The following is a 14,895-nucleotide window of genomic DNA, read 5'->3' as shown; positions in this document are numbered from 1 at the left end:
GGTTGGTGGCCCGGGTGGGTGATTCGGGTTCGAGTTCGGTTTCGGTTTCGGGTTCGTGCTTTCGGTTCGGTCCGGTGTCAGTCGCGTGCCGCGACGAGATCTTCCACCGCGTCGTGACGGATCCGTTCCGACGGGATACCGATGTCCCGGAGCGCGTCCACGCCGTTGCGGATCATGCCGGGCGGGCCCGAGAGATAGGCGTCGTACTCGTTCCACGGGCCGTATTCGCGGACCGCGTCCGGCAGTTGGAGGTGCGCCTGCTGGTCGACGATGGGACGCACCGCGAGCCATGAGTGGCTCTGCTGGAGCCGGAGCATGGTGTCGATGTCGTACAGGTCGTGATCGGTGCGGGCCCCGTAGAAGACCTCGACAGGCCGCCTCTGCCCGTGCTCGGCAACGTCCTCGACCAGTGCCTTGATCGGCGCGATGCCGGTGCCGCCGCCCAGGCAGAGCAGTCCGCTGTCGGTGGTGTGGTCGACGGTCATCGAACCGGCGGGCGGGCCGAGCCTGACGATGTCGCCAGGGCGGGCCCGGTGCACCAGCGCGCTGGAGACCCAGCCTGCCGCGACCGCCTTCACGTGGAACGACAGCAGCCCGTCCGAGCGGGGCGCGGAGGCGAACGAGTAGTGCCGCCAGACGCGGGGCCACCACGCGGTCTCCAGGCTCGCGTACTGACCGGCGAGGAAGGGGTACGGCTGATCGGGGCGGACCGTGACGACAGCGACGTCCGGGGTCCGCAGATCGTGCGAGACCACCTCGGCGTACCACCAGGCCGGGGCGCGCAGTTCGTCCGCCGCGGCGGCGTCGATCATGATCTGGGAGATCTTCGTGTACGCCCTGACCCAGGCCGCCTCGGTCTCCCCGTCCCAGGCTGCCTCGGCGAACCGGCTGAGCGCGCCGAGGAGGCACTCCCCCACGGCGGGGTAGTGCTCGGGGCGTGTGCCGTACTTGCGGTGACCGCGGCCGAGATTCTGCAGATAAGAGGCCAGGACCTCGGTGTTGTCGATGTGTTCGGCCGCTGTCAGCAGGGCCTTGAGCAACCGGTCCCGCTGGGTGTCCATCGCGGCCGGGAACAGAGGGCGCAGGTCGGGATGGCGGACGAAGAGCAGCGCGTAGAAGTACGAGGTGACCTTGTCGGCGACGGGCGCCACCTCGGCCATGGTGCGACGGATGAGGACGGCGTCCGGGGAGGCGGGCCTCGCGGGGGCGGGCGAGGGCGCGGGCACTGAGTCCGGGGCGGGTGCGGAGACCGCTGTGGGCGCGGAGACCGCTGTTGGGGCCGGGACCGGCGTGGGGGCGGCTGCTGTGGGAGCTACGAGGTGAGAGGGCCGCCGGCCGCGGACGGCGTGCTCATGGTTCGGGTGCTCGTGGTCTGGGTGCTCTCGGTCTGGGTGCTCTCGGTCTGGGTGCTCTCGGTCTGGGTGCTCGTGGTCCAGCTTCGGCGAAGGGGGAGGCCCGTTGGGCGTCACCGCGGGGGGCGTCACTGCGGGGGGCGTCGCCTCGCGCGAAGCCGCCGGGGGCACGGACGAGACGGCACGGGCGGTGCCTTCGCTCTCGCCAGGGATGCGGCTGGGGCCGGGGCCGCCGTCGACGTCGGTTCGGTTGACGTCGGTTCGATCCGTGTCCGGTCCGAGCTCCGCCTCCGGGGGTATTCGCCCCTGCGTCGGGCCGCCCTCTCCCGTCGCGGACCTGCGGACGGGCCGCAACGCGGCCAGGCGCCGCCCCCCGGTCGCCCCCTGCTCGCCGCCCGCGGGCGGCTCCGGTGGCGTGTGCGGCGTGAACCAGCCGCCTCCGCCGCCACCCCCTGAAGTGCCGTTGTCGGCCGACGTGGTGGTCGGAGCGTCCATGCTGTGCCTCGCCTCGAACATCTTTCGGTCGGTCTGCGCACCTCCTCGATCGGAAGATGCCTGCTTTCCCCCCGCAGACTGCTTGCTTCGCCCCGTTCCGTCCTGTCGGCCAATGCGCCCATAGTGGACCGCGTCATCGCACACCGTGGACAAGTGAGCCGAGAATGTGACATTGGCCGCACTTCAGCCGAGTCAGCATCCCACCCGGTACCACCAGCCCGGTCACGTAACCGGAAATGCGAGTCTTCGATATTCCTGTCCCGTTATGCTGCATTGCCCTGCGATCGCCCCGACAGGATGTGCGGACACCTCGTCGGACACGAACCGGAGTCGACCATACCGGCCGCGGTCCGACGCACAAGTCCCCGCTTCCTTACGTCAGGAAATGCGTGGTGGACGTCTCGCCAGTTCTCTCAATTACCGGGCGGGGCAAGCCAATTCACAGGGTGTACGCCGAGGCTAGTACGCGGGGTTACTCCCGCTGTCAGATGCCTCAGCAGCTCGCGCCCAGCACGGTGTTTCACGTGAAACTAAGCCGCCCCGCGCGCCGGGCCAACCTCGTCGTCCATGTAGCCGCGTCCGCCTGCTGGCTCGGGCTCACGCTCGGGCTGCTCGCCCTGGGAATCACCGCGACCACCACCGGGTCCGCGGTCACCGTTGAAGCCTCTGTCCGCGCCATGAAGACCTTCGCCGACTGGCTTCTGCTCCCCCTCGCGTTCCTTACGCTCCTCACCGGCCTGGTGCTGTCCCTGGGCACGCCGTGGGGGCTGGCGAGGCATCGGTGGGTCTACACAAAGTTCTGGCTGACTCTGGCCACCGCCACGGCCACCGTTCTCGCCCTGCGCCCCGGGGTCGACACCGCGGTCGCCGCGGTGTCGGACGGTGGACCGTTGCCCGACCCCGGTGACGTCTTGTTCGGACCGATCGTCTCGCTGTCCGCGTATCTCCTCATGACGGTGATCTCGGTCCTCAAGCCCTGGGGGCTGACCCGGCGCGGGCAAAAGATCCGTACGGCCGCCCGCAAACCGGTGGACGCGGAAGCCGTCCGTCGGACAGCCTGATCTGCGTGCCGACTCCTTCCACCGCCGCTCTGCCCATCCGCCGTCTGACGCCTCGCGATCTCTCCGCCTGCGCCGACCTCTCCGAGAACCGGGGCTGGCCCCGCGAGGAGCACAAGTGGGGTCTGCTGCTCACGGCCGGTACGGGCTATGGCATCGACGACCCCGGCGGGGGCCTCGTCGCCGCCTGCATCGTGACCGACTACGGGCCCCGGGAACAGCCGGATCTGACAGCCATCGGCATGGTGCTGGTCGCCGAGCGGTACGCCCGCCAGGGCATCGGGCGCCGCCTGATGCGCCACGTCGTGGCCGAACTGGGGACCACCCCGGTGACCCTGCACGCCACGCCGTACGGGCGCCCTCTCTACGAGGAACTCGGCTTCAAGACCATCGGGCGCGCCGAGATGGTCCGTGGCCGCTTCAGCCCTCTTGGCCCGGAGCCCGAGGTGTCCACACGCGCGGCGACGGCCGAGGATCTCGTCACGATCCTCCGCCTCGACGAGGAGGTTTTCGGCGCGGACCGGACGCACATGATCACGCGGCTGCCCGCCTTCTCCGACCAACTGCGCGTCGCCGAGGAGAACGGCCGGATCATCGGGTACGGGGCCGCCTGGCCCAACATGGACAACCATGTCGTGGGCCCGCTGATCGCCCGGGACACCGAGACGGCGAAGGCGCTCATCGCCTCGCTGGCCTCGCGTGCCGACCGTCCGCTGCGCACGGACATCGATGTACGCCATGAGGAATTGCTGGCGTGGGTCAAGGAGCGCGGGCTCGCCTCCGTGAGTTTCAACGCGGTCATGACGTACGGCATCGGGGAGTTGCCCGGCGACTGGACGCGGCGCTTCGCTCCGCTCACCGTGGCCGCGGGCTGAACCGGGCGAACCGCCCGCTCGGGGACGAGCGGGCGGTTCGCTGTCGCGGGGCGCTCCGGGCGCCGGGCCTCCTGGGTTGCGTCGTCGAATTCGCGCCTGCCGGCCCGGCGGACGACGGGAATGTGACGACAGGACCTAGGCGAGGGTCCGCACCGCGGCGGTGGCGAAGCCGTGGTCCTGCTCGGGTGCGCCGCCGCCGACTCCGATCGCGCCGATCAGGCGGCCGTCGCGGTGCACCGGCACACCGCCGGCGATGAACAGGAGCGGGCGGTCGAGCGCGGTCGGCAGGGTGTGGAAGAGCCCTCCGGGCCGGACGGCCTCGACGAGGTCCGCCGTGGGAGTGCCGAGTTGCAGTGCCGTGTAGGCCTTACGGGTGCTGGTCTCACCTGAGATCAGGACCGCCCTGTCGTCCCGCCGGAAGGCGAGCAGGTGGCCGCCCGCGTCGAGGACCGTGACGCTGACCTTGACGTCCGCGGCTTCCGCGGCACGACGGGCGGCCGTGACGAGCGCCTCGGCGTCCTGGATGGTCAGCGGGGTGACGGTGGTGGTGCTCATGAGGGGTTGCTCCTTGCGAGATGGTGCGGTGTGGGGGATTGCGACCGACGCTCAGTGGTGGACGATGGTCTGCTGCCGCACGGAGTGCGCCTGTTCTGGCATTACGGCGACCGGGTCCGCCGAATCGGCGGAATCGGCGCGGCGTTCCAGCGCGGCCGAGAGGACGGCGAGCAGCAGAGCGGCGGCGGCCAGGACGGCGCCGACCCAGTTGGGGGCGGTGTAACCCATGCCGGCCGCGATCACGACGCCGCCCAGCCAGGCAGAGAGGGCGTTGCCGAGGTTGAAGGCACCGATGTTCACGGCGGAGGCGAGTGTCGGAGCTCCGTGCGCCTGGTCGAGCACCCGCTTCTGCAGCGGCGGAACGGTGGCGAACCCGAGGGCTCCGATCAGCGTGATGGTCACGGCCGCCGCGATCTTGTTGTGCGCGGTGAGGGTGAACAGGGCGAGTACGACCGCGAGGGCGCCCAGTGACACGTAAAGCATCGGCATCAGGGCGCGGTCGGCGAACCTGCCGCCGACGAGGTTGCCGCCGACCATGCCGAGGCCGAAGAGGACGAGCAGCCAGGTGACGGATCCGTCGGCGTAGCCGGTGACGTGCGTCATCATCGGCGCAATGTAGGTGATCGCGGCGAAGACCCCGCCGAAGCCCAGCACGGTCATCGCCATGGCGAGCAGGACCTGGACGTTCTTGAAGGCGGCCAGTTCGTGACGCAGTCGCACGCCCTCCGGCTTGGGCATGTCGGGTACCAGCCTGGCGATGCCTGCCAGGCCGAGGACCCCCAGCGCGGCGACGACCGTGAAGGTCACGCGCCAGCCGGCGGACTGCCCGATGAGCGTGCCCAGCGGTACACCGACGACGTTGGCGACGGTCAGGCCGGTGAACATCATGGCGATGGCGCCGGCCTTCTTGTCCGGCGCGACCAGGTCGGCGGCGACGACCGAGCCGATGCCGAAGAAGGCACCGTGCGCGAGCGAGGCGACCACGCGTCCGATCAGCATGACGGTGAAGCTGGGGGCGACCGCGGAGATCAGGTTGCCGACGATGAAGAGTCCCATCAGCAGCATCAGCATCCGCTTGCGGGACACCTTGGTGCCGAGCACGGTCATGAGGGGTGCGCCGAACATGACTCCGAGCGCGTAGCCGGTCACGAGGAAACCCGCGGTGGGGATGGAGACACCGAAGTCGCCGGCGACTTCGGGCAGCAAACCCATGATCACGAACTCGGTGGTTCCGATTCCGAAGGCCCCGATCGCGAGGGCCAGAAGCGCGAGAGGCATGGGGGATGACCTTCCAGAGGATTGCAAGAGCGCTTTACGTGCGTTCACAATAGTTGCAGACGCGGGTTAAGTGCAAGCGCATGATATTGCGATCGTGCCCTATCCTGGTGTCAGCCGCTCCGGGACGGAGGAAATGCCATGACAGCGACGGACCCCGCACTCACCGCTCTCGCCCAGGGCTGGTGCGCCCTCTCTCTGCTGCACGGGAGGATCGAGGCGCACATCGAACGAGCCCTGCAGACGCGGCACGGTCTGAGCGTGCGCGAGTACTCGCTCCTGGACGTCCTCAGCCGCCAGCACGACGGCGACGGCGGCCATCTGCAGATGAGGCAGGTCGCCGACGCGGTCGTCCTCAGCCAGAGCGCCACCACACGACTGGTGACCCGGCTGGAGGACCGAGGCCTGCTCTCGCGCTACCTGTGCCCCACAGACCGCCGTGGCATCTACACGAACGTCAGCGAGGCGGGTCTCAAGCTATTGGGGGAGGCTCGGCCCACCAACGACGCGGCCCTTCGGGAGGCGCTGGACGAGGCGGCCCGCAACCCCGAGCTGGCCCCGCTGGTGCGCGTCGTGGAGTCGGCGAGCCTGCCCGCGCCCGCATAGGCAGGTCCACCACGGACACGGCTGTGCCGTTCTCGTCCTGCGTAGGCTGACGCCATGGGAGATCTTGAGATACGCCCCGCGGTCGCCGACGACATCCCCGCGATCGTCGCGATGCTCGCCGACGACCCGCTGGGCTCACAGCGTGAGTCACCGGGCGACCTGACCCCGTACCTGTCCGCTTTGGAACGCCTCAGCGTAGATCCGAACCAGCACGCGGTCGTCGCTGTACGGGAGGGCCGGGTCGTCGGCACACTTCAGCTGACGATCGTTCCCGGGCTGTCCCGCCAGGGAGCGACCCGCTCGATCATCGAAGCCGTACGTGTCCATGCCGACGAGCGGGGCAGCGGTCTGGGCACCCGTTTCATCGAGTGGGCCGTGGACCGATCCCGGAGCGAGGGCTGTGAGTTGGTACAGCTGACGTCGGACGCCACTCGGACAGATGCTCACCGGTTCTACGAACGTCTCGGCTTCACGGCCTCGCACGTCGGGTTCAAGCTGCAGCTCTGAAGAGTGTCCCGGCCAAGCCGGGTCATGGATCGTGACATGGCAGATCCATGCGCCGCAGCCAGGAAGGCCGCTATTTGATCCCGCGCCACCCCTCTGGGTCCACTCCACCCGGGACCGGAGCGCCCTCACCGTACGGCTGACGCGTGAAGACGAACGAGCCGAGGTCCAGGTGGGTCACCGACCCGTCAGGCGCCTCAACGGCCCGTAGAAGCTCACCGGCGTAATAGCCGTCGAGCCCGGTCCAGGTCCCGTCGCTCTCAGCCCGGAAACGCGAGCGCCGGCCGTTGCCTGCCAGGGGCCCGAGCGTCACGCCGCCGTCGGACGTGAGACGCAGCGCGAAAGGATGCGTCCCCCAGTACCAGGGCCCGGCCAACTCCAGTACAGATCCGTCGACTTCCGGCAGCGGCCGCCACGGCTCGGGAATCCGGGGCTCGGCCTCCGCGACGATACGCACGAGGTCGGCGGCTACCGTCGCCACCGGTGGACCCGAGGTGCAGTTCGCGAGCACGACGGCGGCGAGGTCGTCCTCGACACTGATCATGAGCCCGGCGAGAAAGCCCGGGAGGGAACCGCCGTGCCCCACCAGAGTCCGGCCGTTCCGATGCTGAACCTGCATACCGAGCCCGTACGCGGCACCGGCCGCCACCTCCTCCGGTTCGGCAGGCGCGGCGGGCGTACGCATCTCCCGTACGGACTCCGCGCTCAGCACCCGGTCGTCGCCCCGCGCGAGGAAGACGGCGAAGCGCGCCAGATCGCCGCTGGTCGACCAGAGCTGACCGGCCGGCGCCATCAGCCCGAGGTCCTCGACCGGCTCGGGAAGCATGACGTCCGCCCAGGGGTGCACGGCCCAGCCGCCCGCATGAGGTGCTTGCGGCTGTCCGCTCGTCCGGTGCAGTCCCAGCGGTTCGAGCACCTCGCTCCGTAGGACCTCCTCCCAGGAGGCACCCCGCAGCTCCTCGATCAACGCGCCCAGCAGGGTGTAACCGGGGTTCGAGTAGTGGAACCGCCGCCCGACCGGATGCCGGAGCGGCTGCTCGCCCAGGACGTCGGCGAGTTCGGGACGCAACGACCCGGGAGTGCGCTCCCACCAGGGGCCGGGCGACTCAGCGGCCAACCCGGCTGTGTGCGCGAGAAGCTCGGCGATCGTCGCCTCCCCCGCGCCGGTGCCCGGGAGATGCTTCTCCAGCGGATCACCGAGGTCGAGCAGGCCCTCGTCCCGCAGCCGCAGTACCAGGACGGCCGTGAAGGTCTTGGTGATCGAACCGATGCGGTACTGCACGTCCTCGTCGGGTCCGTGACCGTCCACCGAGGTGCGGGACCCGTGCCATACCGTGTCCCGGCCCCGCACCACCGCCGCGACCAACGACGGCGCACGCCCTTGCGCCTGGGCAGTGGCGATTCTGTGCAGCAGGGCCCTGCGCGTGGCGGGATGCAGTTCTTCCGCGGAAGTCGTCGTCATGGCCCCAGTCCACCTGCCCCGACGTCCCGCGTCGAGCACATGTGCCGCCGGGCTGTAGGATCTCGCGGCCCGTGACACAGGCCGAGCTTCTGACCAGCAGTTTTCAAACTGTCTCACGTCGTGCCCACCTGCTCATGTCTCAGGGCGGGTGGCATTTCCTCATGCCCAGCGGAGGGGGCCACGACGGCGGGCCGGGATCTCCCGACGGACGGTGTTCTCCGCTCATCAACTCGTCGAAGGCCAGTTCAGCGGGGTCATGACTCTCCTGCTCCGATGGACAATTCCCTCGTGCCATCACGCCTGTTGTCATATCTTCGAAGCGCCCCGCGTCGTAGCCCACTGTTATTCGTAGAGAGCAGCCCTGTGCGGCAGACGACGTGATACTCCGTCACCTCCTGGTCGGCGGAACCGAGAGGAGAGAAAACTCAAGATGACGGACGACAAGGGGGGCGCAGTGCCAGCCGAGGAGGCCGCATCGGCTACGGGCGGCGAGGGCTTGGCGGCCGAGGTGCACTACCCGCCAGTGGACAATGGTCTGGACTACCTGGTCAGCGTGGTTGATCACCTACGCGGCGATGAGGTCGGCCGTCGGGAACTGAAGTACGCCGTGGTACACCTGCAGGCCGCCGTCGAGTGCCTGCTGAAGTACCGGTTGGAACTCGAGCACTGGAGCCTAGTGTTCAAGAACCCCGGCGACGCAATGCGCAGCGACCTGGATGACGGCAGCCTGACCACCTGCACCGTGGATCAGACGATCACTCGCCTCGTCAACCTTGCGGGCGTCGCCATCAGCTCGAAGGAGGACAAGGACCTCAAGCAGCTGGCCAGCCTCCGCAACCAACTGCAGCACTATGGCCGCCTGCACGACGCCAAGGTCAACCGGTACGTGATCGAGGCGAAGGCCGCGGACGTGTTGGAGTTCCTGATCCACTTCGTGGACTCCGAACTGCTGCCCCGCCTCGACCCACCGGACGGGGAGACGGCTGAGTCTCTGGCACGCATCCACGAAGGACTCGACGAGATCCGTGGCTACGTTGCGGCGCGGATGCGGCGGCTGCGCCCCGACCTCGACCCCGTGAAGTCCCGTACCGTCCAGTGTTGGAACTGCGACCAGTACGCCTTGGTTGTCGGGGACGAGAAGGGCGCCTACTGCTTGTACTGCCACTACCGGCGCGGGCCCGACGACATCGCGTCGGCATACGCGTACGAGATCCTGGACCGCACCGAGTGGTCGGCGGTCCGCGGCGGACTGGATCCGGTTTACTGGTGTCCAGCCTGCGACGTCGAGGCCTTGGTGCGTGGGGCGCTCGCTGCGGCCGCCCCGAGGAACCCGGTCGACCTGTGCTTCCACTGCGGCGAGACCTTCTCCGGGATGGAGGAGTGCTTCCGCTGCGGGAAGCCGTTCGCGCCGACGGACGGCGAATCCGTCTGCGACGGCTGTCTGCGTGAAGCAATCGCCGCTGAATAGCTCCCGCACTTCGCCGGAATCCGTACGCGCCCTGAGGCGCGGCCGACTTGGTCCGTGAGCTTTACGTCTGGCCCGCCTTTGGCCAGTGTGCCGGTCTTCCCACATAGTCCAGTTAGTCGGTACAGCCAAGCCTCCACCTCACGGGCCAGCCCCGGTTTACCCTCTCCGCCCGCTGCGGAAGGCGGATCGAGAGGGCGGAAGAGACGAAGTGGTAGCTCGTCCCGATGGCATGGACAGATCACAGATGGCAAGAACAACGAGGTGGAAATGGGTAACGGTGAGGGCTTCACCGAGATCTCCTTGAGAGATCTCGGCCCCAAGCCGAGGGGGCAAATGATCACGCCGGCATGGCAGTACCTCAAGGCGGCCAATTCCAGCGTCCAAGGCATCTTCGACGGTTTGTCCGTGCTGCGTCGGGCCCGGGCCGAAGCGCGCGAGGAGTTCCGTGGGCGCCTGGGCACCGATGAACAGAACCTGCTGCGTGCCGCGCTGGTGTTCACCTTCAGCGGGTTGGACGCCTGCTGCAAACGCCTTGTCCGGGATACGGCCACGGCGCTGATCAAGGGCAACGCGGACGCGGCGCGGAAATTCGACGAGTACTTGGCCCACGAACTTGCCGTCGGCCCATCTGATCCGGTCGCCGCCGCGATCCGCAACAAAACGCCCCGCGACGAGTTGATCAAGTTGTACGTAGCGGCGCGAACGAAGGCGAGCATGCAGGGGAGCGAAGATCTGCGCAAGCGGGTACGCGACACTCTGGGAATACCCAACGCGAAGGTATCCAAGCAGCGGCTCGCGCTGCTCGACCCTTTCTTCACCGCCCGCAATGACATCGTGCATGACATGGACTACGAGGACCCGAGCGGCACCAGTACGAAACGGCACACCCGCGCACCGTTTCGAGGTACGCGGTCAGGCTTATGCTGGCGGACCGGCAGTGCACTCATCGGGTACCCCTTTCGTCTACTCCAAGTCTGCCGCGCGGCAGACTCCGGATGGTCCGTTCGCAGAACGGACCATCCCACCCAGCGAGGATTCACCAACGCCATGCGCCCAACCGCCGACGCAGCCTGGCGAACCGGCCGCCCGTGATCTCGCCAGCTTGCTGCGCGAGCTCATGCCGATCGCGTTCACGGTTTTCGGCGACCTCGTCGGGCGAGTACCTGCGGCTCCACTGCACCTTGCCCTTGCGGATCCAGTAGTGCGATCGACATGACAGGGCCCAATTGCCGACCGAAGGTGTCAGGGAGACGTTCTCGCCGTCGTAAGTGAACGACCACTGCGCCGGCGACAACGGCGTGATCACTTCTTGCCCGCAGCCACAGCAACACAGATGGCCGCAGGTGCTGTACGCGATCGAGACGTACAGCGCTCCCTCCTCCATAGGAGCTGGAAAGCTCTCAACGAATTCCGGCCGAAAGAAGCCGACCGCGGTCACGTTAGGTCCTCGTTGGAGATCTCGTTCGTGATCAACGAGTAGGTGGCGAATCCCTCTCCCGTCGCATCAGCGTAGGTGCCGACATGGCGCTTCCAGCGGATGATCGCGAGCATCGCGTTGAGCGCGTTCAGGTCAGCGGTCTGGATGTTGCGTCCGTAGTCGTCTCGTTCGGGTGCAGGGATCGGAATCCTGCGGCGAGCCTGCTCGCGGCGCCCCGGCAGACTCGTCGTGACCCGCAGCAGGCCGCCGAGTCGGCCGTCGGTCTCGTCGATGCCCAGTCCAACATCGATGAACGGCACGTCTCGGGCCTCCAGCCAGTCCATGATGACGGGCTTGCCGGCGGCGTCGTCCGATGCGAGGAAGACGAACGTCGCCCCTTGGAGGATGTCGAGGTTGTCCTCGTCCAGGTACTGCTCGCACGTGGTGATGCCACGGTGCATGTTCGAATAGACCGCCGAGAAGTGCGTGGCCTTGTTCGGACGGTTTCGCAACGTGTCGAGGGTAGCCGCGCCCGGTGCTCGGAACGCGTTGTGGTTGTCGAAGGTGTCGCCGTCGACGAGCAGGATCGAGTCGACCTCGGTCTTGGAAACCTGGTCGAGGATGTAGCTCCCCGTTCCGCCGAGGCCGACGATCACGATCCGGTGGCCTCGGTACCGTCGGTTGACGGCGGCGAGGCCAGCTCGCGACGTGGCCGTGTCCCGGTAGACGAACGGCGTGTCGTCGTCGATCTCCTGCCAGGCCGCCCCGGGGGTGGGCGTCACCGAGTTGTCGATCGCCTGTGCCTGGTCGGCGACCATCCGTGCATATGCCGTGACCTTGGAGTACTGGTCGGGGTACCCGTTCGGCGTCGGCTTGCTGGAGAGCATGAAGCTCGCCGACAGCCCTTCGGCGATCACCCGGGACTCGGGATTGGCCATCGCCAGTTTCTGGCCGTGCTCGTCGCAGGGGGTCGAACCTCCGAACCAGATGCGGTGGTCGGTGTCGGATACGACGCGATCTCCGCTGACGGTGACCGGATAGGCGAGGAAACCGTACTCAACGGTCCTCGCCTCGGTGACGTAGGGGATGTGGCGCACGAGCAGGTGTCCCGCCTGCACGACGACGTCGAACCCTTCGTCGAGCAGGCGGGACAGGTCGGGGTCACGAACGAGAGGTGCGGTAGACATCGAAGACCATCCCCTCCTTCACTCGCACGCTGTGGCCGGCAGTCAGGCTCCCCGACCCGTGACCATCGTGGCCACGGCTGTATCGGACTGTGATGGTGTCCTCGCCGGTCCCGGGCTGGCCGGGGTAGGCGAGCTCGACCACCTGCTCAAAGGAGATTTCCCTCGCCCCCCAGGGATGCGATCGGGTGTTAACGATGATCGTGACGGGGCGGGGCCCGTGGGCGTCCTGTGTCATCGGGTACTCCTACGGCGTGGGAACGGGCCGACCGACACCCACGCCGAGTGTCGATCGCTGATCGAAGTTTCGAGCAGTTACAATGTAGCAGAGGTGATCGACATGTCGAGCACTACGAGAGATCAGGGGCAGTGATGACTGACAGTCCGAGCGTGGACGTCAAGGCCTTGCATGCGGCCTTGGAGGCGGCCCGCCTGGAAAGAGGTCTATCCGGACGCCAGTTGGCGAAGGAGATCGGGGTGAGCGCATCCACCATCTCGCGCATGGCCAACGGTCTGAAGCCTGATGTCATGGCCTTCGCGGCTATGACGACGTGGCTACACATGCCGGCGGAGGCCTTCTACGTGGTTCCAGGTACGGAGGCACACGCGGAGGAGCCGGAACTCGTGGCGTCCCTCGTTCCGCTGCTTCGAGCTCGCCGGGACCTCTCCGAAGGAGACGTGGAGTACCTCCAAGAGGTCATCGGGGCGGCCGCGCGGCGGTTCCGCACGGAACGTGGCTCCGGGAGAAACTGAAATGCGCTGGACGCAGGCCCTGATGCGAGAGGTGGCCCAGGAGGAGCGAGCTGCGCTCGGCCTGAGGACGAACGCACCGTTCGACCCGTACGCCCTCGCCGAGGAGCACGGCATCGACGTGTACACACTCGGCGGTCTGGTCGAATTCGGCATCGGCCCAGGGGCCCTCAGCCACTTCACGGCGGTCGACTCGTCCGCGTGGTCAGCCGCCTTGGTGCCGCTGGGGACAGCACGGGTCATCATCGAGAATGAGTCGCACGCCATTGCCCGGCGCAGGTCGAACATCGCGCACGAACTTGGCCACCATCTACTGGAACACCCCTTCGACAATGTGATCTTCGGCGAGGACCACAAGCGCCAGTTCAATGAGGAGCAGGAGAAGCAGGCAACCTTCATGGCAGGCGAGTTGCTGATCCCGCTCACCGCGGCGGAGCGTATGGCGTTCGACGGTTGGGACAACGCTCGCGTCGCCGCTGCATACGGAGTGAGTGAGCAGTTCGCCCAGATGCAGATGAAGGGCCAGCGAGTACGGGCACAGCGGGCCGCGAGCAGGTACGGATTCCGGACCCCGACAGGGCACTCTCGATAATGGACCACGGGCACTCACGCTGTGCTGGCTAACCGGCATCATGCGTAAATGTGCCTCGAAACGTTGAACATATCCAACCGACCCGGGAGCAGCGGACTGGCGTCCTGAGGGCGTAAGTGCGAGCCAGCCGAGGCGCGAGAGGCAGCATCAGCGGTCGGCGTGGGCCTGACTGGCGATATGTCCGCTGGATGTACGACATAGCTCGCCGACTGCTGCCGCACAGTAGGTGCAGGCCGACGCTGTCGCCGTTTCGGTGTGAAGCCATAGATTTTCTCGAGCACCGTGCAACGTGCGCTTCCCTTCGCCCTTTCTCCCTACGCAACACGTGCCGGGCTGAGCGTCACAGTAGGGGCACGCCACTCCCAGTGTCCCGAGGCGCCGTTTTTCTGCCGCCTTGCGAAGTTCATGTTCGCGCACCGTCTGTCGCCGCAGTTCCTCCTCCTCGTCAGCCCGTTCCGCAGCCGCGTACTCCTCGTAGGAGTCGAGATGGTGGCTACAGGCGCCCTTGCGGAGATCCCACCGGCACCAGCCTCCCTTTTTCCGCTCTATGGCGCAGTGGAAGCGCAGCGGCGTCTCACAGTGGTGCGGGCAGGGACCGTACAGCCTCGTGTTGTGGCGACAGGGGCGGAAGGTGGTACGCCCAAGGACACCACACACGTCGTCAGAGCGGGCTTGCTCGCCAGCTTGGGCGAACATCTCGGCATACTCCGGCCAGCCAGCATCCTGAGCCCACTTCCGCCACCAGGCCGGTTGCGCCTGTACGGTCACGAGGCCGGTTTCGTCGACGTGCCACACAGCCTTGGGCACTTCCGTGGCGGTGGACAACATTAGCGCTCCGAGTCAGTTAGAGCCTGCTGATGCGGGCTGGGCGTTGCTGTCGGAGACATTAGGAGACGGGGAAATAGCCTGTTTGCGGTTCAAGCACACGGCGGCCATGATCCACTCGTCTAGCGCAGCGCGGTCTGCGGTTTACCGACGCCTCGAACGTACAAAGACACAGCACGGTATCGGCTGCTCACTGATACGGGTCCTGTACCGGGGTGGTCGCCCATGGGGAACTGTGCGCCGGTAGGTCAACGTCTCCGGTGCACTCATCGCCCCGTCCGTTCACCCGCAGGGACTTTCCCGACAGCCGCAGCCACCCTTTTCCCGAAAGATGTTGGCTTCATGGGTCGGCCGCGCTCAGCTCGTTCGAGCAGGGCTTGGCCTAGGGCCTGTGTGATGTCGTGATCAGTCAGTTGCCTTCAGCAGGTCGTTGATCCAGATCATGGAGGCGCGGAGGTGGAGGCCTGCGAGGTAGCT

General features: G+C 67.3%; 15 protein-coding genes. 8 read left to right on the top strand and 7 right to left on the bottom strand.

Annotated elements, in window-relative coordinates:
* Window positions 1-77: 77 nt before the first annotated feature.
* Window positions 78-1,523, bottom strand: coding sequence for a globin domain-containing protein (locus ACIOKD_RS28600; RefSeq protein WP_402089991.1), 1,446 nt, complete (start codon window positions 1,521-1,523; stop codon window positions 78-80).
* Between the two features lie 848 nt (window positions 1,524-2,371).
* On the opposite strand from ACIOKD_RS28600, the gene ACIOKD_RS28595 reads away from it, so the two are divergent.
* Window positions 2,372-2,908 (top strand): DUF2269 family protein, encoded by a 537-nt coding sequence (locus tag ACIOKD_RS28595; RefSeq protein ID WP_402089718.1) that lies wholly within the window; start codon window positions 2,372-2,374, stop codon window positions 2,906-2,908.
* Window positions 2,909-2,913: 5 nt separating this feature from the next.
* Window positions 2,914-3,780, top strand: coding sequence for a GNAT family N-acetyltransferase (locus tag ACIOKD_RS28590; protein WP_402089716.1), 867 nt, complete (start codon window positions 2,914-2,916; stop codon window positions 3,778-3,780).
* A 135-nt stretch (window positions 3,781-3,915) separates the two neighbouring features.
* Here the strand turns inward: ACIOKD_RS28590 and ACIOKD_RS28585 are convergent, their stop codons facing one another.
* Both ACIOKD_RS28585 and ACIOKD_RS28580 read right to left on the bottom strand, forming a co-directional pair.
* Window positions 3,916-4,335 carry a heme-binding protein gene (locus ACIOKD_RS28585; RefSeq protein ID WP_402089714.1) on the bottom strand — a complete coding sequence of 140 codons (420 nt, stop codon included), beginning with the start codon at window positions 4,333-4,335 and terminating at the stop codon, window positions 3,916-3,918.
* 51 nt (window positions 4,336-4,386) lie between these two features.
* Window positions 4,387-5,613, bottom strand: coding sequence for an MFS transporter (locus ACIOKD_RS28580; protein ID WP_402089712.1), 1,227 nt, complete (start codon window positions 5,611-5,613; stop codon window positions 4,387-4,389).
* A gap of 138 nt (window positions 5,614-5,751) precedes the next feature.
* Here ACIOKD_RS28580 and ACIOKD_RS28575 point away from each other — a divergent pair, with 138 nt between their 5' ends.
* Together ACIOKD_RS28575 and ACIOKD_RS28570 are read left to right on the top strand one after the other, a co-directional pair.
* A complete protein-coding gene (locus ACIOKD_RS28575) occupies window positions 5,752-6,216 on the top strand; it encodes a MarR family winged helix-turn-helix transcriptional regulator (RefSeq protein WP_402089710.1) in 465 nt (154 codons plus the stop codon).
* Between the two features lie 54 nt (window positions 6,217-6,270).
* Entirely contained in the window at window positions 6,271-6,723 is a 453-nt protein-coding gene (locus ACIOKD_RS28570; RefSeq protein WP_402089708.1) for a GNAT family N-acetyltransferase, read from the top strand.
* A gap of 70 nt (window positions 6,724-6,793) precedes the next feature.
* Here the strand turns inward: ACIOKD_RS28570 and ACIOKD_RS28565 are convergent, their stop codons facing one another.
* Window positions 6,794-8,182, bottom strand: a complete 1,389-nt coding sequence (locus ACIOKD_RS28565; protein WP_402089706.1) for a serine hydrolase domain-containing protein — start codon at window positions 8,180-8,182, stop codon at window positions 6,794-6,796.
* 430 nt (window positions 8,183-8,612) lie between these two features.
* Between ACIOKD_RS28565 and ACIOKD_RS28560 the strand changes: the two genes are divergently transcribed.
* Both ACIOKD_RS28560 and ACIOKD_RS28555 read left to right on the top strand, forming a co-directional pair.
* Complete coding sequence (locus ACIOKD_RS28560; protein WP_402089704.1) at window positions 8,613-9,650, top strand: hypothetical protein; 1,038 nt, start codon at window positions 8,613-8,615, stop codon at window positions 9,648-9,650.
* Between the two features lie 267 nt (window positions 9,651-9,917).
* The gene (locus tag ACIOKD_RS28555; protein WP_402089703.1) at window positions 9,918-10,742 is read left to right on the top strand and encodes a hypothetical protein; all 825 of its coding nucleotides are present in this window, start codon (window positions 9,918-9,920) and stop codon (window positions 10,740-10,742) included.
* On the opposite strand, the gene ACIOKD_RS28550 is transcribed toward ACIOKD_RS28555, so the two are convergent.
* Genes ACIOKD_RS28550 through ACIOKD_RS28540 form a run of 3 tightly spaced genes read right to left on the bottom strand, consistent with a single transcriptional unit; the run spans window position 10,687 to window position 12,489 of the window.
* Window positions 10,687-11,088 (bottom strand): DUF6527 family protein, encoded by a 402-nt coding sequence (locus ACIOKD_RS28550; protein ID WP_402089701.1) that lies wholly within the window; start codon window positions 11,086-11,088, stop codon window positions 10,687-10,689. The two genes, ACIOKD_RS28555 and ACIOKD_RS28550, sit on opposite strands and share 56 nt — an antisense overlap.
* Window positions 11,085-12,254, bottom strand: a complete 1,170-nt coding sequence (locus tag ACIOKD_RS28545) for a ThiF family adenylyltransferase (RefSeq protein WP_402089699.1) — start codon at window positions 12,252-12,254, stop codon at window positions 11,085-11,087. The genes ACIOKD_RS28550 and ACIOKD_RS28545 overlap by 4 nt, the downstream gene beginning before the upstream one ends.
* Window positions 12,229-12,489, bottom strand: a complete 261-nt coding sequence (locus tag ACIOKD_RS28540) for a multiubiquitin domain-containing protein (RefSeq protein ID WP_402089697.1) — start codon at window positions 12,487-12,489, stop codon at window positions 12,229-12,231. Before ACIOKD_RS28540 ends, ACIOKD_RS28545 begins: the two co-directional genes overlap by 26 nt.
* Before the next feature lie 152 nt (window positions 12,490-12,641).
* Between ACIOKD_RS28540 and ACIOKD_RS28535 the strand changes: the two genes are divergently transcribed.
* Entirely contained in the window at window positions 12,642-13,004 is a 363-nt protein-coding gene (locus ACIOKD_RS28535) for a helix-turn-helix domain-containing protein (protein ID WP_402089695.1), read from the top strand.
* A 1-nt stretch (window position 13,005) separates the two neighbouring features.
* Entirely contained in the window at window positions 13,006-13,593 is a 588-nt protein-coding gene (locus ACIOKD_RS28530; protein ID WP_402089693.1) for an ImmA/IrrE family metallo-endopeptidase, read from the top strand.
* Window positions 13,594-14,895: the final 1,302 nt, after the last annotated feature.

This window comes from Streptomyces sp. NPDC087844 (assembly GCF_044742785.1).
Lineage (GTDB): Bacteria > Actinomycetota > Actinomycetes > Streptomycetales > Streptomycetaceae > Streptomyces.
Note: the sequence above shows the minus strand (reverse complement) of the source record. Positions and strands in the feature narration are given on the sequence as shown.